The organism is Flavobacteriales bacterium, from assembly GCA_020635855.1.
GTDB lineage: Bacteria > Bacteroidota > Bacteroidia > JACJYZ01 > JACJYZ01 > JACJYZ01.
Map to the genome: position 1 here is coordinate 491,845 of JACJYZ010000002.1, position 23,910 is coordinate 515,754.

At 41.7% G+C, this 23,910-nt stretch carries 24 protein-coding genes and 1 pseudogene; 19 read left to right on the top strand and 6 right to left on the bottom strand.

Features of this window, described 5'->3' with window-relative positions:
- The first annotated feature begins 6 nt into the window (after window positions 1–6).
- The 8 genes from H6585_02105 to H6585_02140 all read left to right on the top strand — a co-directional run bounded on the left by H6585_02105 (window position 7) and on the right by H6585_02140 (window position 7,692).
- Window positions 7–1,374, top strand: a complete 1,368-nt coding sequence (locus H6585_02105) for a DNA double-strand break repair nuclease NurA (protein ID MCB9447121.1) — start codon at window positions 7–9, stop codon at window positions 1,372–1,374.
- The gene (locus H6585_02110) at window positions 1,371–2,498 is read left to right on the top strand and encodes a site-specific DNA-methyltransferase (protein MCB9447122.1); all 1,128 of its coding nucleotides are present in this window, start codon (window positions 1,371–1,373) and stop codon (window positions 2,496–2,498) included. Before H6585_02105 ends, H6585_02110 begins: the two co-directional genes overlap by 4 nt.
- 265 nt (window positions 2,499–2,763) lie before the next feature.
- Window positions 2,764–3,252: a hypothetical protein gene (locus tag H6585_02115; GenBank protein MCB9447123.1), complete on the top strand. Its 489-nt coding sequence runs from the start codon at window positions 2,764–2,766 to the stop codon at window positions 3,250–3,252.
- Window positions 3,252–4,091 (top strand): agmatine deiminase family protein, encoded by an 840-nt coding sequence (locus tag H6585_02120; protein ID MCB9447124.1) that lies wholly within the window; start codon window positions 3,252–3,254, stop codon window positions 4,089–4,091. The genes H6585_02115 and H6585_02120 overlap by 1 nt, the downstream gene beginning before the upstream one ends.
- 243 nt (window positions 4,092–4,334) lie before the next feature.
- Window positions 4,335–4,694, top strand: coding sequence for a MarR family transcriptional regulator (locus tag H6585_02125; GenBank protein MCB9447125.1), 360 nt, complete (start codon window positions 4,335–4,337; stop codon window positions 4,692–4,694).
- A gap of 63 nt (window positions 4,695–4,757) precedes the next feature.
- Window positions 4,758–5,447, top strand: coding sequence for an NAD(P)-binding domain-containing protein (locus tag H6585_02130; GenBank protein MCB9447126.1), 690 nt, complete (start codon window positions 4,758–4,760; stop codon window positions 5,445–5,447).
- 21 nt (window positions 5,448–5,468) lie between these two features.
- Window positions 5,469–6,341 carry an SDR family oxidoreductase gene (locus H6585_02135; GenBank protein ID MCB9447127.1) on the top strand — a complete coding sequence of 291 codons (873 nt, stop codon included), beginning with the start codon at window positions 5,469–5,471 and terminating at the stop codon, window positions 6,339–6,341.
- 227 nt (window positions 6,342–6,568) lie between these two features.
- Window positions 6,569–7,692 (top strand): IS3 family transposase gene (locus H6585_02140; GenBank protein ID MCB9447128.1). Its coding sequence is split into 2 segments (ribosomal slippage): window positions 6,569–6,821 and window positions 6,821–7,692, totalling 1,125 coding nucleotides; the frame shifts between segments, so codons are not numbered across the junction.
- On the opposite strand, the gene H6585_02145 is transcribed toward H6585_02140, so the two are convergent.
- From H6585_02145 to H6585_02160, 4 genes are all read right to left on the bottom strand, one after another.
- Window positions 7,684–8,799 (bottom strand): RNA methyltransferase, encoded by a 1,116-nt coding sequence (locus H6585_02145; protein MCB9447129.1) that lies wholly within the window; start codon window positions 8,797–8,799, stop codon window positions 7,684–7,686. The two genes, H6585_02140 and H6585_02145, sit on opposite strands and share 9 nt — an antisense overlap.
- A 179-nt stretch (window positions 8,800–8,978) precedes the next feature.
- Window positions 8,979–9,629 carry a methyltransferase domain-containing protein gene (locus H6585_02150; protein MCB9447130.1) on the bottom strand — a complete coding sequence of 217 codons (651 nt, stop codon included), beginning with the start codon at window positions 9,627–9,629 and terminating at the stop codon, window positions 8,979–8,981.
- Between the two features lie 165 nt (window positions 9,630–9,794).
- Window positions 9,795–10,187, bottom strand: coding sequence for a VOC family protein (locus tag H6585_02155; protein MCB9447131.1), 393 nt, complete (start codon window positions 10,185–10,187; stop codon window positions 9,795–9,797).
- A gap of 51 nt (window positions 10,188–10,238) precedes the next feature.
- Window positions 10,239–11,362 (bottom strand): IS3 family transposase gene (locus H6585_02160; protein MCB9447132.1). Its coding sequence is split into 2 segments (ribosomal slippage): window positions 10,239–11,110 and window positions 11,110–11,362, totalling 1,125 coding nucleotides; the frame shifts between segments, so codons are not numbered across the junction.
- A 774-nt stretch (window positions 11,363–12,136) separates the two neighbouring features.
- Here H6585_02160 and H6585_02165 point away from each other — a divergent pair.
- The 7 genes from H6585_02165 to H6585_02195 all read left to right on the top strand — a co-directional run bounded on the left by H6585_02165 (window position 12,137) and on the right by H6585_02195 (window position 18,395).
- A complete protein-coding gene (locus tag H6585_02165) occupies window positions 12,137–13,105 on the top strand; it encodes a hypothetical protein (protein ID MCB9447133.1) in 969 nt (322 codons plus the stop codon).
- A 165-nt stretch (window positions 13,106–13,270) separates the two neighbouring features.
- The gene (locus H6585_02170; protein MCB9447134.1) at window positions 13,271–13,615 is read left to right on the top strand and encodes a hypothetical protein; all 345 of its coding nucleotides are present in this window, start codon (window positions 13,271–13,273) and stop codon (window positions 13,613–13,615) included.
- 4 nt (window positions 13,616–13,619) lie between these two features.
- Complete coding sequence (locus tag H6585_02175) at window positions 13,620–13,913, top strand: hypothetical protein (GenBank protein ID MCB9447135.1); 294 nt, start codon at window positions 13,620–13,622, stop codon at window positions 13,911–13,913.
- Between the two features lie 112 nt (window positions 13,914–14,025).
- The gene (locus H6585_02180) at window positions 14,026–15,840 is read left to right on the top strand and encodes a hypothetical protein (GenBank protein MCB9447136.1); all 1,815 of its coding nucleotides are present in this window, start codon (window positions 14,026–14,028) and stop codon (window positions 15,838–15,840) included.
- Between the two features lie 3 nt (window positions 15,841–15,843).
- The gene (locus H6585_02185) at window positions 15,844–16,767 is read left to right on the top strand and encodes a hypothetical protein (protein ID MCB9447137.1); all 924 of its coding nucleotides are present in this window, start codon (window positions 15,844–15,846) and stop codon (window positions 16,765–16,767) included.
- Between the two features lie 151 nt (window positions 16,768–16,918).
- On the top strand, window positions 16,919–17,482 hold the full coding sequence (locus H6585_02190) for a hypothetical protein (protein MCB9447138.1): 564 nt from the start codon (window positions 16,919–16,921) through the stop codon (window positions 17,480–17,482).
- A 310-nt stretch (window positions 17,483–17,792) separates the two neighbouring features.
- Window positions 17,793–18,395, top strand: coding sequence for a PEGA domain-containing protein (locus tag H6585_02195; protein ID MCB9447139.1), 603 nt, complete (start codon window positions 17,793–17,795; stop codon window positions 18,393–18,395).
- Here H6585_02195 and H6585_02200 read toward each other — a convergent pair.
- Window positions 18,374–19,728: pseudogene (locus H6585_02200) on the bottom strand (IS3 family transposase). The gene H6585_02195 and the pseudogene H6585_02200 sit on opposite strands and share 22 nt — an antisense overlap.
- Before the next feature lie 64 nt (window positions 19,729–19,792).
- Here H6585_02200 and H6585_02205 point away from each other — a divergent pair.
- The gene (locus H6585_02205) at window positions 19,793–20,695 is read left to right on the top strand and encodes a DUF4419 domain-containing protein (protein ID MCB9447140.1); all 903 of its coding nucleotides are present in this window, start codon (window positions 19,793–19,795) and stop codon (window positions 20,693–20,695) included.
- 83 nt (window positions 20,696–20,778) lie between these two features.
- Here the strand turns inward: H6585_02205 and H6585_02210 are convergent, their stop codons facing one another.
- A complete protein-coding gene (locus H6585_02210) occupies window positions 20,779–21,648 on the bottom strand; it encodes a PD40 domain-containing protein (protein MCB9447141.1) in 870 nt (289 codons plus the stop codon).
- A 597-nt stretch (window positions 21,649–22,245) separates the two neighbouring features.
- Here H6585_02210 and H6585_02215 point away from each other — a divergent pair.
- The 3 genes from H6585_02215 (at window position 22,246) to H6585_02225 (ending at window position 23,631) form a co-directional block, all read left to right on the top strand.
- Window positions 22,246–22,599, top strand: coding sequence for a T9SS type A sorting domain-containing protein (locus H6585_02215; protein ID MCB9447142.1), 354 nt, complete (start codon window positions 22,246–22,248; stop codon window positions 22,597–22,599).
- Window positions 22,600–22,706: 107 nt separating this feature from the next.
- Entirely contained in the window at window positions 22,707–23,087 is a 381-nt protein-coding gene (locus H6585_02220) for a diacylglycerol kinase family protein (GenBank protein MCB9447143.1), read from the top strand.
- Between the two features lie 100 nt (window positions 23,088–23,187).
- Entirely contained in the window at window positions 23,188–23,631 is a 444-nt protein-coding gene (locus tag H6585_02225) for a hypothetical protein (GenBank protein ID MCB9447144.1), read from the top strand.
- Window positions 23,632–23,910 lie beyond the last annotated feature (279 nt).

The following is a 23,910-nucleotide window of genomic DNA, read 5'->3' on the forward strand; positions in this document are numbered from 1 at the left end:
ATCAATATGAGTTTTGAAGGAGAATTTGCCAGTTATGAGCCTTTAAGACGGTTACTTGATAGTGAAAAGGTTAAATCACTTCAAAACCGACTTAAAATAAGGCAACAAGAAGAAGAAACCGGAGACTTTGAAGGTTCAATAGTCAATAAGTCTGACTTACCTGAAAGCGCATTACAGCCTGATTTAGTTCTTGCAATTGACGGAAGTAACTTAGCTGCAAAAGCGGAAAACGGTTTTCCCGGTGCTGAATTTGGCTACATTACAATTGCATCGGTTTTGATAGATCTAAAACTAATAGGAGAATTAGAGAAAAAAGAATTTGTAGAACCAAAGAAATTTCGGGAAACTGAAAAAGCATCAACCATTGAAAGTGTTTTCCCCGGTTGTAATGTAATTCTCGATACAGAGAAGAATGCCAAGGCTTCTTTAAGACGAGCTTTGTTTGAAGAACTTCTGAGCAACACCATTTTTACAGATGGAGAAACTTTGCTTGACACTTACGAACATCTTTTTCGGATAAAGCGGGAGCATTTTAAGGAAAAGAATTTACCGAGAAGTCCGATTGAAGGAGTTGAAGAAGAAATGACATATGACTACGGGGAATATACCTGTCCACATTCAGGTCAGCCACTTTTTTCTACGGACGCTTTGCGATTGCATGAACTAATGAACCCAGGTGGAAGTAATGGTGAAATGTTCGGGCAAATTATGGCTACCCTTGAAAAACTTTGGCTTGTTCATATTCTAAGGGCTTTTGAACGAAAGGGGTGGTTAGCGACACTTCGGAGAGTAGCATTTATAATGGACGGCCCTTTGGCTGTCTTTAGCACTTCATCTTGGTTGACAAAGGTTATTAGCTACGAATTAACTCGCCTGAACGACCTTCAAAGGAAAATAAATGGTCAAGACCTTTTGATAATTGGAATTGAAAAATCAGGAACATTTTTTAATCATTTCATTGAAATAGATACAACCAAAGACGGGGTAACAGACAAATTTTCTAAACAATCTGCCCTACTCTTAAATGATGGCTATATAAAACGAAATATCATATTTTCAGAAAGCCCCAAGCCATACGGACAAGACACCTATTTTGGCAGAAAACTTTTCTATAAAGCAGCATCAGGTCAAAAGATTGTTCCTGTTGTGGCTTGCTTCAATGAATATCAAAGAAACTTAGACACAGCAAATCCTGACCAATTTACAAGGTTAGCTGATGTGATGAACTTACTTGACCAATTAGTATCAAGTAGGTATCCGAATTCTGTTTCACCATTGGTTTCGGCACATGCAGAAGCAGCAATTCCATTGAACTTAGGAAAAAGGATATTTGAAGACATAGCAAAAGAGATAAGAGAGAAATCAGGACAATGATTGCAAAGGAAAAAATATTGAAAGGTTTTGGAACTGCCGAAGCACGTTGGGCAAGGTTTGGGCCTTATTATGCTATGTTTCCTTTGGAATTCGCATTTGATGTAGTAGAAAGATACTCAAAAAAGGGTGACTATATAATTGACCCATTTGCGGGAAGATGTAGTAGTATTTATGCAGGTGGGGTTTTAGGTAGAAATAGTTTAGGCGTTGAAATTAATCCTGTTGGTTGGTTGTATGGTACTGTAAAGCTTCATCCCGCAGAAAAGGAAGAAGTCATAAACCGACTGCTTGAAATTTACGGGAAGAGAAACTATTACAATCGTTCTATACAGCGAATGCCCGAATTTTATCGCATTTGCTACTGTGACGAAGTTCTTAAATTCCTGTTAGCAGCCCGAACTCATTTAGATTGGAGAAACAATAATGTTGATGCGACTTTAATGTCAATCCTTCTCATTTACCTACACGCAAAACTTGGCGAAGGACTTTCCAATCAAATGAGAATGACTAAATCAATGGGAATGAATTACTCAGTTCAATGGTGGAAGAAAAACAAAATGACTACACCACCTGAAATAAATCCTTGTGAATTCATTCTCAAAAAAATCGAGTGGCGTTATGAGAAAGGTAAGCCTACAGTTACCGAGAGTGCCGTTGTGTTTGGAGACAGTTCGAATGAATTAGTAACCATTGCTGAAAGAGCTGTAAAAAATGATATTAAAATTTCATTGCTGTTCACTTCACCACCGTATTGTTCAATAACAGACTATCACGCTGACCAGTGGTTGAGACTTTGGCTTTTAGGTGGTTCTGAAAATCCACAAACACTTAAAGATAAACACAAAGGACGATTTGTAAACAAGCAAGAATATTATGACTTGCTCGACAATGTTTTTGGACTTTGTGCCAAAATGATGAAAAGGAAAAGCACTGTTTATGTGCGGACAGACAAGAGAGATTTTACATTCAACTCGACACTTGAAATTTTAAAGAAGCATTTCCCCAGCCATAAAGTAACAATTATTGAGAAACCACTGACGAAAGAGACGAAAACACAGACCAAGTTATATGGAGACAAATCTTTGAAACCAGGAGAAGTAGATATAGTAATGACAAGGAAATGAATCCAACGCTCAACAGCCACACACATTGCCAAGCCGCGCAAAGCCAACGCACGATCCAAAGCTTGTCAAAGAGTGTGTCTGAGCCAACACACAGACAGGAAAGAAAAAGCACGATTGCCCAACATTGTATAAGAGCAATAGCGGGCGAAGTGGTAAAATCAAGGTCTGTGCAATTAATAAACTTTTGTGTTGGCGGACAGGTAATCGCCTTGAAATCCGCTACTGCTCTTATACTTGACCGTTGTAGCGCATTTAAAAAAGGACAATGACGACAGACCAACAAACATTTCTTCGACTTGCAGTTATCGATCAGAAAAAGTACGCTGACATTGAGAAAGAAATGGGCGTTGACAGGAAACAACTATCTCAGTGGTGGGACGAGTTAAAGGACGAAAGAGAACAGTTATCCAAAATCCGACAACTCTGGACAAAGAAATGCTCTGAAATTGACTTTTGGGAGTTCCAAAAATGGTACATGACCGCTGACAGAAAATGTCACTACTGCAATATTAACGAGTCACAAATAAAAATTCTCATTGACAAAGGGCAAATACAAACCAAACGACTGACCACAAGAGGACGAACACTTGAGATTGAAAGACGCGAACCGAACAAACCTTATGACGAGACAGACAATCTTGTGTTTTGTTGCTATTGGTGTAACAACGCCAAGACGGACGAGTTCACTGAAAGAGAATTTGAAGAAATTGGCAATTGCATTGCCGAGATATGGAAAAACAGGTTAGCTGACTAATGATAACGGACAAGGAAACCAATAAACTCTATCTCTCCGCTTTACTCGAAAAGGACTACCCCCTGTTTTTCCAGAACTTCAAAAAAGCCCTTGACGAAAACGGCATCAAACCCGACTACCTTCCAGAAACCAAAGATGTTTGGTGCGTTGACTTTATGCCAATACAGATTAGCGAAAGCGAATTTGTACAATTCAAATTCAACCCGAAATATCTAAGGCCCAAGAAATATCACAAGACAATCAGCGATACTTCACTAATCTGTAAACAAATAGACCTTTCGCCTTCGGTGACAGACATCATTGCTGATGGCGGTAATGTAACAAGGACAAAAAACAAGGTCATAATGACCACAAGAGTAATTGAGGAAAATCCTCAATACTCTGTCAAACAACTGACCGACAAAATCACAGAACTTCTTGAAATAGACCAACTCATTCTCATTCCTACCCAGCCAGACGACTTTACAGGTCACAGCGATGGAATGGTTCGGTTTCTTGACGAGCACACGATACTGCTCAATGACTATTCGAAGGAACCCGACCAAGAGTTTGTGCGTTCACTTCAAGCTTCATTACACAACACTGGACTTGACATAATTGAAATACCGACCTCAATCTTTGACAATCAGGACACCGATGATGCGACAGGTGATTACATCAACTACCTGCAAATGGACAGCTTCATCTTCGTGCCGACATTTAAGAGAAAAGAGGACGACCAAGTTGTAAAACAATTTGAGGACTTGTTTCAAGGAACGACCATAGTTCCCGTTGAGAGCAATCAGCTTTCAAAAGACGGAGGTATCCTTAACTGCATTTCCTGGAACATTAAAAAATGAAAAAGAAAAACGCGCTACAACATCGTGTATAGCACATAGCCGCCCTTCGGGACGGCAACGTGCCATACACACGGCCGTTGTGCTTCATGCTGAAAAAACTAACCCAATAATCCTTAAGTAAAAAATCTTTCATTTTATTTGTATGTACAAACATTAGTTTTATATTTGTTCCATCAAATGGAAAAATGTAGGTCAAAATATTGCGGGTGTTTATATTATTCGGCTAATGCCTTGGCCAGAATAATGACTAAACTAGCAGATGAAGAATTTGCTGTTACAGGCTTAACTTCTTCTTATGCTTTTCTCTTGATGACAGTGAATGAAAAGCCAGGCATCCAACCAAAAGAGATCAGTCATCATATGCAACTAACTCCATCTACAGTTACTCGGCTGATTGAAAAAATGGAGTATAGAGGATTTTTGCAAAGAAAACATGTCGGAAGAACTACAGAAGTTTACCCTACAAAACAAAGTGAGGAATTACATCCAAAAATTAAAGAGGCTTGGCGTAATTTATACAAACGTTATGCAGACCTAATTGGAGAAACAAAAGCAAATAAATTAACAGAATTGATAAACGAATCGAATGAGAAGCTAGAATAATTTTTTTGCCAAACATAATTTGTATGTACAAACATGTTTTTAATTAAACAATAAATAAAAAAAATGAAAACTACAGTTTTAGGAACAGGTATGGTAGGCCAAACAATAGCATCTAGACTATTGGAATTAGGCCATACAGTAACAATGGGAACAAGGAACCCTGAAGAAACAAAACAAAGAACAGAACCAAATCAAATGACAGGAAAGTCATTTTCAGATTGGTATAAAGAACATGAAGCAGTTTCGCTTAAAAGCTTTTCTGAATCGGTAGTAGATGCAGAATTAATAATCAATGCGACAAGTGGAAAAGCAGCCATTGAGGTATTAGAAAAAGTTGGAAAGAAAAACCTAGACGGAAAGGTACTATTGGATATTGCTAACCCTCTTGACTTTTCCAACGGAATGCCTCCGAGCCTTTTTATATCCAATACCGATTCTTTGGGGGAACAAATTCAAAAAGAGTTTCCAGAATTGAAGGTGGTAAAGAGTTTAAATACAATGAACACCTTTATAATGATGCATCCGGAAAGTATTTCAGGCGATCATAATGTCTTTGTAAGTGGCAATAATGCTAACGCAAAGGAAAAAGTAATTAGCTTGTTAAAGTCCATCGGGTGGAAACAAGAAACCATCATTGATTTAGGTGATATTACTACTGCGAGAGGAACCGAAATGCTACTTCCAATTTGGTTGCGACTATGGGGTGCACTCGGTCATGCCAATTTTAACTTTCATATACAACAAACAAAATAATAACTATAAAAATTAAATAACATGAGTAAGAAAATCATTATTACAGGGGCTAGCGGTGGCTTTGGAAAACTAACCGTATTATCATTATTGAAAAAAGGACATCAGGTAGCAGCAACTATGCGAAATCCTCAAGGAAAAAACAAAGAGGTAGCAACAGAACTTGAAAATGCCGGAGCGACCATTATAGAAATGGATGTAACGGATACCGATAGCGTAAACAATGGGGTTCAAAAAGCCATTGACGCCTTAGGAGGATTAGATGTTGTAGTGAATAATGCCGGAAGAGGTGTTTCCGGGATGCAGGAGCATTTCACTGCTGAAGATTTCAAAGAAATATTGGATGTAAATGTAATCGGTGTTCAACGCGTTAACAGGGCTGCATTACCTTCTTTAAGAAAGCAAGGGAGTGGATTGATAATTCACATTTCGAGTTTACTTGGAAGAATTGCACTTCCATTTTATGGACCCTATCAATCAGCTAAATGGGCTGTTGAAGCAATGGCGGAGAACTATCGTGTTGAGTTATCTGGCTTTGGTGTACAATCAGCCATTATTGAACCAGGAGGATATCCAACTACGTTCATGACCAATTTAATGACACCTTCTGACAGTAGCCGAAACGACAGTTACGGAGAATTTATGAATGTTCCAGCAATGGCAGCTGCTGGATTTGAAGAACAACTGAAAAATACCCCTGAACAAAACCCACAGAAAGTGGCTGATGCTGTAGCACAATTAATCGACACACCTGCTAAACAGCGTCCGTTCAGAACAATAGTAGATTTTATGGGTTGGAGAGATGGAATTCAAAATTACAACGACCAATTCGAGCAATTAACCCAAGGAATCTATTCTGCATTTGGAATGGAAAATATGTTGACTGTGAAGTCATAAATAGAAATAATGCACGAAAGCACAACATTGTATAAAAGCAATAGCGGGTGAAGTGCCTTTGATAAATTGCTTTGCGTTTAAGTAACTTAGTAGCGGTTTGAAAGTGATGTACTTTTAAGCCGCTACTGCTTTTATACGAAACCGTTGGCAACAAGCTGAAAAGTAAACTTGTAAGCTCCCCTAAAAACAGGACAGTTTAGAAATGTAGTAAATTTAAACTGTCAAGTATGAAAAAGAGCAAGTTTACCGCCCATCAAATTGTCAAGATCCTTCAGGAATATGAAGGAGGCAAAACGGCCGTTGAGGTATGTCGTGATCACGGCATCAGCCAGGCCACATTGTATAGCTGGAAGAAGAAATACGGAGGCATGGAAGCCAGTGACCTGAAGCGCTTGAAGGAGTTGGAAGAAGAGAATGCGAAGCTCAAGCGCATGTATGCAGAGTTGGCGCTGGATCACCAGATGGCCAAGGAGATCATCTCAAAAAAGCTTTAAAGCCCTGCCAGAAGCGATCGATTGCCAATGAACTATCCTGTTACGGTATCAGCAGGGCGTGCCGTGTATTGCAGGTATCACGATCGGTGATTTACTATGAATCGATCAAAGACGATAAGGTCATTGAAGACGCATTGCTAAGCAAAGCCGAAGCCCACCCCCGCGAGGGCTTTTGGAAGGCTTACGGGCGACTTCGCCTGGAAGGTGAATCGTGGAATCACAAAAGGGTTTACAGGGTATACAAAAAGCTTGGACTGTCCATGCGCAGAAAAACAAAGAAGCGATTGCCGGCCAGAGTAAAACGTCGATTGGAAGTTCCCCGGGAGTTGAATCACACTTGGTCCATCGACTTCATGCAAGACCGTTTGGAGAACGGCCGTAAGGTGCGTTGCTTTAATGTCATTGATGATGCCAACCGGGAGATTCTGGATGTAGAGATTGATTACTCACTGAAGAGCAAAAGGGTTATATGGGTATTGAATCACCTGATCAGGCGCAGAGAAAAGCCCAAGCGTATCAGAATGGATAACGGCCCGGAATTGGTTGCGCAGATTACTCAGCAATGGAGCGAGGCTCATCAGATTGAGTTCATCTATATCCAGCCCGGCAAGCCCACGCAGAACGCTTATGTAGAACGGTTCAATGGCTCCTATCGCAGAGGAGTACTGGATGCGCACATCTTCGAGAACCTGGATCAACTCCGGGTCGCTTCCCAGATATGGCAAGAAGATTATAACCATCACCGGCCACACGATGGTCTCAAAGGTCTGCCACCGGTGATGTACGCAGAAAAATTCCTTCAAGGGGCTAGCCCCTTGAAGGAATCATCAGAAGAAGATGAAAGTTTGTTAGTTTAGCGATGTCCTGAAAATGGGGAGCTTACATGTCGTCCAGAGTTTGCCAATAGTTTCAACACCAGCTTCAGTTATCACTAAATTCTCAGACGAATCAGTGATTATAAATCCATTTTCTAAAAGCGGCTGAAAGTGATTTTTAATCTCACTGTCAGGAATACCAAACTGTTTCTGCGCATCTAAAACACTCATTGTTCTGTCACATTTCAACACCATCATAAAGACAAGTTGATTGCTTGAAAGATTTGAAATTTTTTTCAATTCCTTATCCAACGCTTCTCTTATCAGCATAGCAGTTACATTGATTTCTCTACCAAGCGTTGATTTTATCTGTTTTTCAATCATTCCTAATACTCGTTTTAGTTTCAATTCGTAAATACTTATTCCTGTTGCAACTCCAACATTAAGGCTCTCAACTTCGCTGTACATCGGAATCTGAACCGTAATATCCGCATTATTCATAAATTCATCAGATGCCCCGAGTGTTTCGTTTCCAACAACCAAAGCAACAGGTTTATCTTTAAGTTTAACTAATGATTGTAACTGCGTTCCTCGTGGAGAAGTGGTTACAATCTGATAATCATTTTCTTTTAGAAATTTTATAGTCTCATCAGGGGTTTTATAGGTCTTTAAATTTGTACTGAAAACACGACCTCTTGAAGCATCTACCGTTTTCTTTTGAAATAAATCAAAATCTGATTTTGTACTTACAATATTGTTAATTCCAAAAGCGTGGCAAGTACGAACTATGGTCCCAATATTTCCAAAGTCATTCAGATTGTCCAAAACAACACAAAAGTCCGTGTTCCCAATTTCTTTTCTAACATTTCCGATGGCAATAACTGGAACAACATAATTTGTTTCTGTTACTTTCTTTAGCAATCCTTCTGAAGTCTTGAAAATTGTATGTTTTATATATTTTTCCTCAAAGTCTTTTAGCTTATTGGAGATTAAAATAAAATCAAGCTCTATTCCCGAATCAATTGCCCAATCAATGGCTTCTAATCCTTCGATTAAGAATTTTTGTTTTTCAATCCGTCCTTTTTGTGAATTGACCGATTTTGCAAGCTGTATTCTTTCGTCTTTTAATGAAGTTATTTCTTCTATCATCCTCGTTCTTTCTAAGCTGTTTGTGTCTGTCTTAAAATGTGCCCTAACGGTTAGTATATGAAAAGTAGGCGATTACGATTCACGAAACTTTCGATTAAACACAAATTTTGATACGAGCCAAAACCTTTGATTTTATTACTAATTCGCCTATTTTTTATATACATTGTTACCTGCTGGCTTTATTCTTTTTTAATCCCACTTGCTACAAACATTTGTCCGCTTTTGAAAGAATTATCCAACTTAAAATCAGTTACTTTATTTTCCAAATATTGATACAATGGTCGATTAACTTCTCCTTTCCCAATCCACTTTATAAAAGCACCTCTAAAACTTGGTTTATTGATATACCAGTCCATTATCACAATTTTTCCGTTTGGTTTTAACAGTGTAATCAGGTTGTCAATTACTCTTTCCCAATTTGGAAATCCTGAAAGTCCCAAATCACAAAAAATTGAGTCAAATTTCAATTCAGGGCCCAATTTTATTTTTACCCATTCAGTATCAATTTTCGTTGCGTCCGCTTTGAAAAGCTGAATGTTTTTCCACTCATTTTCATCAATTTTTTCCTGTGCCTTTTCGAGCATACCTTTCGATATGTCAATTCCGATTACTGTTCCAGAATTGGAAAGGATATTTTGGTAATATTCAAAATTTTGTCCAGTTCCGCACGGAATGTTCAAAACGGTTTGGTTCAGTCCTAAATTCAGTTGTTCTATGGCAAATTCTCTTGGTTTTCTGTAATAAGATTTAGAAGAAATCCAATCATAGACTTTTGAAAATCTGTCATAATATTTTGTTGCTTTGTCTTGCTTTTCTTGAATGGTTTCCATTTCGTTTATTCAGCTTGCAGGTAACGGTTTGAATATGGTGCGTTTGGCATTTCAACACTCCAAATTTTCAATTTACTTCAATGTTTATTTATTGCTACCATTTTCATTTTTAGCACCATCTGCCAAATGCACTATATTTTTTGTTGGCAACTGGCTTAATTTATTTCATTTTTCAAATTCGTGAAATTCGCTTATTGTCAAGAAATATCCGTCAGGGTCACGAAGAGAAAATTCTCTTTTCATTGGTCTTGAATTTAAATGAACATCTTCTTCTAATTTACAACCTTCATTTATAGCCATTTGATATATTGTGTCAAAATTCTTTGTCCTAAAATAAAGTATCAAGCCATTTCCTGGGGTAATACTTGGGTCTGTCATCGTAGGATGGTCATCCATTTCCCATTGATGAAGGCAAAGAACGATTTCATTTGCTTTGGATTTAAGGACGGCAAAACCGTGTCCTTCTGGTGATGAGTTTTTGAAGCCAAATATTCTTTCATACCATTTTGCACTTTTATCAACATCATTAACAGCGACTATTGGGTCAATTTTTGTCATATTGCAGAATCTTTAATTTCAGTTTGTAAGCTCCCCATTTTCAGGACATCGCTAAACTAACAAACTTTCATCTTCTTCTGATGATTCCTTCAAGGGGCTAGCCCCTTGAAGGAATTTTTCTGCGTACATCACCGGTGGCAGACCTTTGAGACCATCGTGTGGCCGGTGATGGTTATAATCTTCTTGCCATATCTGGGAAGCGACCCGGAGTTGATCCAGGTTCTCGAAGATGTGCGCATCCAGTACTCCTCTGCGATAGGAGCCATTGAACCGTTCTACATAAGCGTTCTGCGTGGGCTTGCCGGGCTGGATATAGATGAACTCAATCTGATGAGCCTCGCTCCATTGCTGAGTAATCTGCGCAACCAATTCCGGGCCGTTATCCATTCTGATACGCTTGGGCTTTTCTCTGCGCCTGATCAGGTGATTCAATACCCATATAACCCTTTTGCTCTTCAGTGAGTAATCAATCTCTACATCCAGAATCTCCCGGTTGGCATCATCAATGACATTAAAGCAACGCACCTTACGGCCGTTCTCCAAACGGTCTTGCATGAAGTCGATGGACCAAGTGTGATTCAACTCCCGGGGAACTTCCAATCGACGTTTTACTCTGGCCGGCAATCGCTTCTTTGTTTTTCTGCGCATGGACAGTCCAAGCTTTTTGTATACCCTGTAAACCCTTTTGTGATTCCACGATTCACCTTCCAGGCGAAGTCGCCCGTAAGCCTTCCAAAAGCCCTCGCGGGGGTGGGCTTCGGCTTTGCTTAGCAATGCGTCTTCAATGACCTTATCGTCTTTGATCGATTCATAGTAAATCACCGATCGTGATACCTGCAATACACGGCACGCCCTGCTGATACCGTAACAGGATAGTTCATTGGCAATCGATCGCTTCTGGCAGGGCTTTAAAGCTTTTTTGAGATGATCTCCTTGGCCATCTGGTGATCCAGCGCCAACTCTGCATACATGCGCTTGAGCTTCGCATTCTCTTCTTCCAACTCCTTCAAGCGCTTCAGGTCACTGGCTTCCATGCCTCCGTATTTCTTCTTCCAGCTATACAATGTGGCCTGGCTGATGCCGTGATCACGACATACCTCAACGGCCGTTTTGCCTCCTTCATATTCCTGAAGGATCTTGACAATTTGATGGGCGGTAAACTTGCTCTTTTTCATACTTGACAGTTTAAATTTACTACATTTCTAAACTGTCCTGTTTTTAGGGGAGCTTACAGACAATCGAAAATACTGAAAATAAAATATTGGAAGATTTTACAGATAAGGAAAAACAAGAATTTAACAGACTGCTTGGAAAGATAAAAGGAAAGTGTAATCAAATAATAAAAAACGTGCCCTAACACTGTATATACAAAATGGGCGGGATTGTATTAAATTCAACGGTTGTAGCCCGCTTCAAAATCGTCCCGGTTTGATAAGTTTGAAGCCCGCAATCGCCCACTTTGCATATACTTGTCCGTTAGCGCTCATTGCCTGAATAAGCTTCCCCCCTACCTTCGTGTTTTAATCTGCCCGCGCAAAACCTGGTCCCCCGGGCTGTGTCCTTGCAAGAAGTCATAAGCACATCAAGCATGTGCGGAAAGGTCGTTGTAGATATTGCCGGGGTTGCGATTGGGCTCAGGTCGTTCGCAAATAAAACACCCTTACACTCACGCCCGTCTGGGTTTAACTGATGGGTGGGTTTAAGTATTTCATTGTCTTGGTTTATCGCAACGTCCTGTATCGTACAAATGAGCTAAAGCTCCAGGTACGGCAACCGGCCCTAACAGCGGTTAAGCATCAGGCGCAGCCCGAAGGAAAAGGAAAGTTTCGTACATTTCATCAGCGGCTGAGCTAAGAAAAGGTCTTTGCCTTGATAGCGCCCAATGCCTAGCCGCGAAACGTTATAGCCTATGGTAAAAAAGACCGTAGTACAAATGAAAAACTGATAAGATGACAATAAAAGAAGCGATTTTAAAAAGCTTGGACGACATAAACGGACTGACGAACTACTTGGAAGTTTACAACCATATCGTTGCTAAAAATTACTATGACTTTGGGACAGCAAAAACACCTGCTTCGACTGTTTCGGCTTTACTTGGTGACTTTATTCGTAATGGAGACACAAGAGTAAAGAGAATAAAACAAGAAGGCGGAACATATTCCTACTACTTGACAAAAAACGAACAGGACATTGGAATTGAAATCTTATCAGGCTCGACAGAAACGAATATCGTCAAGACCCCAAAAGTTAAAGTAAAATCGTATGAAGAACGAGACCTACATAAACTTTTGAGTAGCTATTTGAAAAACACAAAAATCTACTCCAAGACAATTTTTCACGAACAATCGAAATATGGCAAGGACAACAACCAAATATGGACACACCCAGATATGGTTGGAATTAAGTTTTTAAACCTTCAGACTAAAGTCAGCCAAAACTTTTTAAAATCAATAAATCGGGTTGACACTTTCAAACTCAGTTCATACGAAATAAAGAAGGAAATTAATAGCGACTCAGAACTCAAAAAGGCATTCTTTCAAGCCGTTTCAAATTCAAGTTGGGCAAATTACGGATACTTGGTTGCTTTTGAGTTTAGCGACAGCCTTTCGGATGAAATGGAAAGACTAAGCCAATCATTTGGTATCGGAATTATCGAACTAAACTCAAATCCGTATCAAAGCAAAGTCTTGTTTCCGCCAAAGTACAGAGACTTGGACTTTAAGACGATTGACAAACTATGTAAAATCAATAAAGAATTTGAAACTTTCATTGAACAAGCGGACAAGTTAATGACTGCTCAAGAACGCTATTATAAATCGACAGAAAAGGAACTTGACGAATTTTGCGACAGCTACTTTGAAAATGACACTGAAATAGAAGAATATTGCAAACAAAAGAACATTCCGAATGGAGAATAAAAACCACAGGCTATAACAGCACCTAAGAAAACATGGGGCGGATAGTGCTTTAATCAAGGTTTGTTCTCCGTAGCAACTTCTCGTTTCGGTGGACAGGTAATCGCTCCGAAAGCCCCACGTTTCTTAGCTGCAGCACGTTAGGTAGCATTACGAAAAAACAAACAAATGGAATATACGGTTAATGACCACTTGATAAATAAAGAACCAATAGTTTCCAAAATCTACGAGAAACTAATAACCGAATGCGAAAAATTTGGAACAGTAACTCAATTACCTAAAAAGTCAAGCATTCATTTGGACAGTAAATCGGGATTTGCTGGAGTTTACTCACGGAAAAACTACCTCTTGTTGAAAATTCACACAAACTTTGAAATTGAGAGTGAAAGAATACAAAAAATTGAAAAAATATCTGCTAACAGATTTAAGCATATAGTTAAATTGGAAAAACTTAATGATGTTGACAAAGAATTGATAAGTTGGCTAAAATCTGCCTACGAATTAAAAAGTTGAAAATATGAATAATATTATCAAAGGTTTGATTGCTGGGACAATTTTTGGAATTACCTCAATAATACCAATGTTCTTTATGGAATTTGAAGATAAGCAAAAAGCAATTATTGCTTCATTTGTAAATAGGTTTTCTATTGGGTTTATTATTTTCAACATTGACTTGCCAATACAGGGTTGGTTGAAGGGATTAATAATTGGCGGAGTAATGAGTTTTCCAGATGCTTTGATAACGAAGGCATTTAAACCAATAATGGCATTGGGGTTAATTGGTGGGCTGATTTGCGGATTATTAACCTAAAAAAGTAAAAAAAACGCTACCTAACACTGTGTATATGTCATAGCCACCTATCGGCAGGCTACGCCACATACACGCGACCGTTGGGCACAAGCCGAAAAAAGAAAATTGACACATGGCAAAAACAAACACAGTAAGGGAGAATACCAGTACGGTCGACACCAAATTTCTTGCAGACGTTATCAAACGAAATGACTTTGTTGACCTTGACCAAGCTCTCAATGACAAAATTGCCACCGAGACAGAAAAGGTAAAATCGGACAAAAGCATTACCGACACACAAGCAAAGGACTTAATCGAACAATGGAGAAAAAAGAACCCACTTTTCAGTAAGGACTTAGACGTTAAAAACTTACACCTTTCCATTGACAATAAACAAGCCCTTTACATTGAGAGCCAGTATCATTACGAGAGCAGGAAAACAGTCGCCAAACAAGAGCCGTCAAGCAATCAAAATCTTGGAGACACATTAGAAAACCTATGGGACAAACCCGCACAAAACGAATTTCAGGAAACAACGACAAGTTGGAAAAGAAGTGGTAGCGGAAAAGTATCAGACTGCGATACCTGCAACACGACAGGCAAAACAACTTGCGGAAAATGTCAAGGACATGGAGAGGTTGCCCATAAATGCCCTAATTGCAAAGGCAAAGGTATTATTGATTTACCAAGCGTTACAGTCGGTAAAGCAGGGAAAGTCGGTGGTGCAGTCACAAAGCGAACCGAACAATGCCTTAAATGCCAAGCAAGTGGTTACATCAAACTAAGATGCGATACCTGTAATGGGAAAGGTGAAGTAACCTGTAATCAATGTGCAGGTAAGGGAGAGGTTTTCAAATATGAATTGATTGAAACTGCTTCATCGGTTTTGAGCAACAACATCATTCTATCACCATTTGAAAAAGCGAAGGACAAATGGATAACTAAATCAAAAGCTGACTTTCAAATTACTTATCAAGACCCAATCAACGGACAGAATGAGGAAAAATTAAAACCGCTTAACCCTACTGACGAAGGAAAATACTTGCTTGAACGCTACAATGTGAAAGTTTTGCCAATCGCCCGTGTTTCGTTTAAATTCAAGGGAAAAGAACGGGAAGTATTCATCGTTGACAATGAAGTAAAAGCCGTAGAGACCGCATACCTTCTTGACAAGAAAAAGACGGCAATACTCATTGGAGTAATTGCTGTAGCCCTGATTGTACTTGGCATTTTCGGCTACAACTGGTACCAAAACCACAAAACCGAAAAAGCCCTTGAAGCCAACCAAAACAGTATTGAATCTGCCCAATGCGCCACCGAGCAAGCGAATAGCAACAACATAGCAGAAGCGAAAAAATGTCTGGACAAAATAGAAATCAACTCAACCGACTTGGAACAATCGACAAAGGACAACATTAACCAAGCGGTAATCACTTTCTTGTCCAAGTCGGTAGAAAACAATGAATTCGGGCAAGTCCAATTCGTTCATGACAAATTTTACAATCTCGCTTTCTTGCCTGAATCCACCAAAGAAACCATTGAGGACTTGGTAATCGTTGCGGACATTTCCCAACAATACCAACTTGTTTCAACCGCCTATGATTTAGCAAAAGAACCATCGGACAATGACTATCAAGACGTTAAGAACTGGGAAAATGTATTAAAACTGGAAATCGGAACATTGAAACGCCTCAATTCGGAATTTCATAACAAGGAGCTTGTTGGAGGGCTGAATAAAGACCAGTTCGTTGACCTTGTTAAAACATCCGTAAACGGCTACAACGATTTCATCCTCAAAGACTATTTGAAATTCGGCTCAAGAGAGGGAGAACTCAAAACCTTTCTGGACTTGACTGAACAAGTTGAAGGTGTTTCAGGGTTGGACTTTGCAGAAATAAAATCACAAATAAAAGAAGCGATTGAAAACCATAAAAAGCAATGGAGTTAACCGATGAATGTTTGGCGAATAAATCTTAAAACAGGCGGTGAAACTCCAAGAAAGTTTTGCCTTGAAAATGGCATCGTTGCCGTTGGTTGGCCAGTAGATGATAATAGTGCCCCATTGACTTGGGAGAGATATTATGACTTGGCAATGGAGCACTATTACAACCAAGGCGACAGAAGTTGGTGGCCAGCAGTCAACGCCCTAAAGAATAGAATGCAAATTGATGATTTGGTTTGGACTCGGGATATTCAAGGCGTTTACTATATCGGACATATCACAAGTGATTGGCGTTACGAGTACGAAAGCCATTTCAAAAAAGCTGATATGGTTAATGTTCGTTCCTGCAACTGGATTAAAGTAGGAACGGTGGAAGCAATCCCTGGCAAGGTGGTCAACAGCTTTATTCCAGCAAGGACAGTTCAAAAAGTAGCAGACGAACAAGTGAGAATTTACTCAATGTTCATTTTCAACAAGCTAACAAGTACAGATACATACAAGATAAAAGAACTTGAAAATCCAGACATTTTTTCGCTTCTCTCATCAGACGACTGTGAGGACATTTTAGGACTGTATCTTCAAAAAGAAAAGGGCTACCTGTTGGTTCCGAGTTCGTGCAAATCGGACACAATGAATTATGAATATGAATTACGGCAAAAGGACACGGGCGACAAGGCAGTAGTTCAAGTAAAGAACGGTTGGGTTGACTTGCATACGGACGACTATTCTAACATCAACTCGACTGTTTTCCTGCTAACAACAAAAGGACAGTATTTAGGTGACCAACAAGACAACATTCATTTCGTTAACCCGACAGAAATGGAGGAGTTTGTTTTTGCGAACATTGACATATTACCGGACAAAATCCGTAACTGGACAGAGATATTAACTGAACTAAAAAATAGAACACGGCCAGTGCCCAACAAAGGCTAAGAAAACATGCGGACTGACAAGGTATAATGAAACTTAAAACACATAACAAAACTCGGTACTCGGCTGACAAATTTGCGTTCCAAAACCCGCACGTTTCTTAGCCAGAGCCGTTATGCGGCATTTTAAGACACATCAAAACAGGGAAATATCAATGAAAGTAATTAGCAGACAGACAGTTTTGTTTTTATTAATTTTCCTATTGACAAATTTTGTTTTTGGGCAAAACAACCCAGACAATTTACAATGGAGTGCAACACATAAACTTACATTGGACGATTTTTCAATCAAAACCAAATCACTTGAAACGACATCTTCTTTCGCACAATTTTCTGTTGACTACCAAGTAAGCGGTTTCGACTTTTTGACAAAAAATTTCAACAAAAAAGTTCATAATTATATCATCAAAACCGCATCTTGGATTGATACAACGGTAAATGTTAATCAATCTCTTCTTTATCAGCAGACACTATTCGACATCTGTGAAATTTACACTCGTCAATTCCGTAAAGCTTTACGAGAGAATAGAAAAAAAATAGCCAACGGAACAGCAATAGCAAAGGAATTAAACGATAAAATCATGACTGATTTTTCAAAAAGACGTATTGACTATGACCGTGAAACAAAATTTGGAACAGACATGACAAAACAAAAGGAATGGGAGGCGCAAATTCAAAAAGAGTTATTAGAATTAAACGACTTTGCATATGACAATTGACAAAGGAGAAAAACGACCGCATAACAGCACCTACCCAAAAGACGGGGTTTCGTGTTCCAAGGACAGTTTAGTGGTTAATCAAACATTAGTTTTTCAAATCAAGTTTTGTGGTAAAAGTCCCGCCCTTCGGGTAGCCGCCAAACGTTAGGGTGCATTTAAAAAAACATAGCGGGCAGACAAGAGAACCACCGAATTATTATTTGGACTCTACCTGACTGACAAAAAAATGGTGACAGCAACCTTAAATGCTGGGCGGAACCGAAAAGCCTTACGAGTAAGAAAGAATTTACTAATCTTTAAACAGAGAAATATGAAAAATCGAGTTACATTTTTTTTAGCGACAGTGGTTGCTGTAAGTTTATTATTACCCAGTTGTGCTACCATTCTTGGTGGTTCAAAGGATGCCTCAAGAGTTCATAACGGAACACCGCCCAATGCCAAAGTATATTATAATGGCAACTATGTGGGTGACGCACCGACAAATGTAAAAGTTCCTAAAAATGCTAAACAAGGAAACAGTAAAATTGAAATTAAAGCAGATGGTTATGAAACTGCAACTATAAACATGACCAGAAAAGTTAGTGTTGGCTACACTATTTTAGACATTTGTACAGGTGTTATCTGGCTCGGAATTGACTTTGCGACTGGAAATATTTACAAGCCAAGACCAAATAAAATTGTTTACAACCTTACACCAATTTCGGGTTACAACCCTGCAAAAACTTATGACTTTAAAAATGGTGACAAAGTGATTTTCACGAAGGACAAATATGAAAATGTTGAAGGAGAAATAGTTGCCATTTATCCAGACAGGGCGTTGATTAAATTCAAGAGAAAGCCCACTATTGTGCGTCTTAAAACAAATCCGGACAAAAGGCGATCTAATTTAAGTCATAGATTTAACATTTGCTGACGGTGGTATTTTCTTCTTTGTTTCATGGTTCTTTCTTTGATTTGTTTTCGTCTGGCCAGGATCTGTTTATCCCTGCCGAAGAATACGTCGGCAGGGGTGAGATTTTCCAGTGATTCATGGTATCTACGGTTGTTGTAATATTCAATGAACTCAGCCAGTGCCTGGCGCAACTCATCGGGTGAATAGTAGTTGTCCAGCTTGATCACATTCTTCATGGACTGATGCCAGCGCTCGATCTTTCCCTGGGTCTGTGGATGACGGACTCTTCCGCGCACATGCTTGATCTCTCTGTCCTGGAAGAAGTCAGCCAGGTCTTTGGCGATGTAACACGGGCCATTGTCGCTGAGTACTTTGAGAGACTGTGTGGTTTTGTCAGGAACCACACCGGTGATCTCAATGGCCTTATCGATATTGCGCTGTACGTCATCGGCTGCCATGTTGGTGCATAGTTCGGCATGGATCACGTAGCGGGAGTAATCATCCAGTACCGTGCAGAGGTAATACCATCCCCAGTGTCCCACTACTTTCAGGTAAGTGAAATCGGTCTGCCACATCTGGTTGACCCGGGAGGTCTTGTCTTTGTACTGGTTGGCAGCATGATCCACCACAAAGGCCGGTGCAGTGATCAGCCCTCTTTCTTTGAGAATGGCATGCACGCTGGACTCGCTGATATACCAGCCCCGGTGATCTACGATGTGCCAGGCCAGTTCTCTGGATGAGAGGTCTTCCATGTCCAGGGCCAGCTCTACCACCTCCTGGCGTTTCTCATCGGGGATCCGGTTCCACTGGCTTCTTGCCGCCCGCTTCTTGGGAGCCAGTCCTTCAAACCCTTCCCGCAGATACCGGTCGTACCAGTCATAGAAAGTCGCCTTGGGAATGTCCAGCTCTTTCAGGGTGGCCCGTACGCTCAGATCACTGTTTTCCACTATGGAAATGATCTCCATTTTCTCTGATTGACTGTATCGCATATACCGCTGCCTTTTTAAGCGTCCCCACTCAAACTTTTTTTTAGGACCCTATTCTGCAGGGTGAGCTCGGCGACCACTTCTTTCAGCTGGCTGTTCTCCTTGCGGAAATGATCCACTTCGGTGGTGTTGGCCTCTCGGAGGGTATCTCCTAAAAGCCGTTTCTTACCGGCTTCCAGGAAGTCTTTGCTCCAGCGATAGTAGAGGTTGGCGGCAATACCTTCACGGCGACATATCTCTGAAATGGATAGCTCGCCCTTGAGGCCTTCCAGTACGATTCGGATCTTCTCCTCTGCGGAGAACTTGCGGCGGGTCCTGCGTTTGATCTCACGGACTACCCCTTCGGGACTTTGATCTTTCTTTTTCATGTTTGGACTGTTTTTCAAGGTTCCAGTTTTTTACCTTGAAAGCTAGCTTTCAAGGTAAAAAACTGTGACTAAACTATTGTACCTTAACAGTCCGAATTTTGCTTACGCTGGACAAGTGAACACCAACTTCTGGCAGGGAATCTATAAATCTGCCACCGAATACGCCGCATACTATATCTCCGGATGGATCATCAAATTCTTCCCTTATATCAAGGAGCGCAACTTCGAAGAAATGGAATACGACGAGGAAATGGGGGGCTCGCGTGTATCGGAAGAGCTGAAGCCAAATGAATTTCTACAAGGAGATCGCTACCTGCTGTCCACCCTCTCCACCGATAACTTTCCCTCGGGCATTGCCAGCATACCCGTGACATGGGAAGATTATTTCAACAACACCACCCGGAAAATGGAAGTGTTCGCCGGATTCATGACCATCCGCCAATACCCCGACAAAAGCCTTCAGCCCGACATCACCTGGGCTGTATGTGACGCGGATGCCCCGCCCGTGAAGGAGGAAGGGTTCAGCAGCGGATGGCAGGCAATGGAGCATGACCCGGGCGACTGGGTGCCTAGGGTTGTTGAAGTGCCCGAAAAACCTGCCGTATACGACATCAAGCGTTTCAAGACTTCCGCACCGTCATTGATATTTGTAAGCAAAATTATCCGCGACTCCCTCGTCCGCCACCCGGAATTTCCGTCGGCGCTCTACACAGGAGATACGCTTCAGGTGCTGGTCCTCTCCAATGGCAAGGTGGCGGAAGCACATCTCAAACAACATACCGGTCATCCGGAACTGGAAGCATTCATCACCCGGGTGATCCGACACCTGCCAAACGCCTGGTTCCCGGCGCTGGACAAGCTTGTCAATGTGCTGGATGTGATGGATGATGAAGTATCGTCGGATGGAGAACCGCTTCACGAGAAGCTTATCAAGGCGAACAGCCGGGTGAACGTGGTGTTGCCGTAATTAAAAGGACGAAATGTGTCTACAATCTCAAGTCTCACATCTATCATCCTTTTTACTAACGACTAAAGACTTACGACTAACGACTAAGGTTTACACTCCGCTATCTCATCCCTGCCCGGTGAGGTGATGATCGGTTTGAGCGTGGCTCCGTCCGGTGAGGCGAACCAGATATCGGAGTTGCCATCGGTACTTTTGGTGAAAGCGATCCATTTTCCGTCCGGCGTCCACCGCGGCCAGCGGTTGTCTTCCTTTCCCGCGGTGATGTTGGTCAGGCCGGAGCCATCGACTTCCATTACATAAACGTCGCACTTGCCCTGGTTACAGCTGTGAAAGGCGATCTGACTTCCGTCCGGCGACCAGTCGGGCAAACCGTTGAATGCATGCATGTGGGTGAGCTGAACAGGTGTCAATGAAGACAGCTCAATGCGGAAGATCTCCGCCATGCCGGCTGGGTGGTTGGGACCCGGTTTCTGGGTTTGGATGGCCGCAACGACGCTCGTCTCGTCCGGAGAAAATTTTGCGCCGGCTTCGAAGAAATCGTTGTCGGTTAGTCGGGTGTAGGTTTGGGTGGGGATGTCATACACATACAACTCGCCCTTTGCATGGTGTATTCTGGATGCTACCAAAAGTTTTTTCTTGTTCCGGGATACGTCACACAGCGATACCAGGGTGGAGTCATTGAGGACGGTGGATGTTTTTCCGTCGGCTACCACCAGGCGGCCGACCTGTCTTCCCTCCGGCAGAAACAGGGTATAGTAAATCTCTGTACCGTCTGAAGTCCAGGTAAGTCCGTATTCCACATCCTTGGTTTGGGTAAGCTGGCGAACCTCTTTGCCGTTGATGTCGGTGAGGTAGATATCCGATTGCCCGTTGCGGTCCGACACAAAGGCCAGTTCGTAAACGTTGGAACAACCGTTTAGCAACACTACGAAAAGACAGGCTACCCACTTCATGATCTGCACTTGCGAATTCGACATTCCCTCAGCAACCCTTTACGGAGGAAGCTTTTAGGCACAGAGGTAATCCTTCAATTACAAAGATACGGGATATTTTGACGGGTTGCGAATTCGAAGTTCGTTTTTCGCTTCGCCCCCGTAGCCTTGGCGAAAGAGGGTTTATTTTTGGAGCGTTTGATAGATAATAGACTTTAGAATCCAGATGCCGGAAACAACTAACGACTAACGACTAAAGACTTACGACTCTTTGTGGCGTACCTACGGCACGCTTGATTTTCCACCCACCTTTCTTGCTACCAATGTGCTGCTCCGATGGAGCAGAAACCGTCGGCCAGGATCTAAAAACATCGGCCGGTGTCATGTTCCGTTAGGAACATTCCATTGGTGGATAAATGGTATAGTTGGAAATCATAGCGTTCCATCGGAACGCCACAACGTTGAATGTTCTTAGGCCGCAGATAGCCGCAGATAATAGATGTGGTGTACAGCTAATGACTTATGACTAAAGACTTACGACTAATTTTTCCCCCTCCATTAAACCTCCCGTATTCCCCGCCGTCAAAGTCCCGACGCTTACAAACAAAAACCCCTACAATGAAAAACAACGGATGCGAATTCCTGAAACGCTCAGGATGGGCTGGAGCAGCCTCTTTCGTGCCGTTGGGAAATATGCTGGCAGGGAACCAGCAAGAGGGGAAGAATGATCACACCGACACAACCATCCCGCTGCAGCTGACGCAAGCATCAGATGTAAGGGTGGACCTGTATGACCTGCAGGGAAGAAAGGTGGCCACAGTGAACTCCGGCAGGCTTGCGGCCGGTCAACACCAAATCATCTTGAATCTACCCTCACTTGGACTCTCAACTGCAAACTATGTGTATCAAGTGGAAATTCACAACGCCAACGGAATTTTCAGGGATTGCAAGATGATGACCGCCGCTCAATAACCACCAGCCCGTTCACTGTATCCTGAGAAGGGGAAGCCAGACACACACTGCCAGGGCTTCCCCTTCGTTTTTTTGCGTAGATTGATTCCGTTTTCCGGAATAAACAAATGAAACACGGTAAGTTCTCCCTCCGCAAACGACTGGCAAGTTTCCGCTATGCCTTCGCCGGTATCAAAGCGCTGATCCGGGATGAACACAACGCCCGCATTCACCTGGTGGCAACCCTGTGTGCTGTGGCCGCCGGTTTTTACTTCCGCATTTCCTCTTTTGAATGGATGGCCGTGGCGATTGCAGTCGGACTTGTATTCATCACAGAAGCCATCAACACCGCCATCGAACAACTGGCCGATGTGGTTTCGCCCGGTAAGAACGACAGGATCGGTCGCATCAAAGATATCGCCGCCGCCGCGGTGCTCCTGTCCGCCATCACTGCTGCCGTCATCGGCCTGATTGTGTTCGGACCGAAGGTGGTGGCGTGGTTCCGTTAACTGTTTTTAACAAGGGTTGCCTTCAATTCGACACCCATTGGGTTGATATTTAATCACAGGTTCCGTTACCTTTGAACCATATACCAAACCCAAAGTGATCATGGAACAACCCAATGCATTTCTCGAATTGGGTCAGGCGGAGAAGGAGATACTCCTCAAAGCACCCGCACTGGTTTCGATCCTTGCCATTGGAGCCGGACAGAAGTTGGAGAAGGCACAGGAAAACGACGCCGTACAACTGACCCACCTGCGCACCTTTACGTCGGACCCCATCCTTCAACCTTATTATGCCGAGGTGGAGAAGGTGTTTCCCGTACAATTGAAGGAGCTGCAGAAGCAACACATTCCCCTGAATAATTTCAGCAGGAATGCCCTTAAAATGCAGATTGCGGAAGTCAACCAACTGCTCGACCACATCGACCGTGAGTTTGCCGTACACCTCAGAAAAAGCCTCAACACTTTTTCCGAACATGTACAAAAGGCAGATCGCAACGTGGTGGAGTATTTTGTGCTTCCCGCCAACGTGCCCGATATCCTGGATTGATGTACATTCAATTTGGGTTTACCTGGGACCCCACCGCCTTAAACAGAGATTATTTTTGTCTGTCTGAATTCACCGGTTGGCGGAGAAAGCTGGTTTTACCTACGTGGCTGTTATTTTTTGCCACAAAGCCACTAAGGTGTATGGTGTGCTTCATCGATCATTTCTTTGTAAATCTTTGCGTCTTCGTGTCTTCGTGGCATACTCTTTCAGAAGGCGTTGCCTCTGGCAAAAAAAGCTGCCTTAATAGAAAAAGGATTCTTTACTCGGTTAACTTTACCG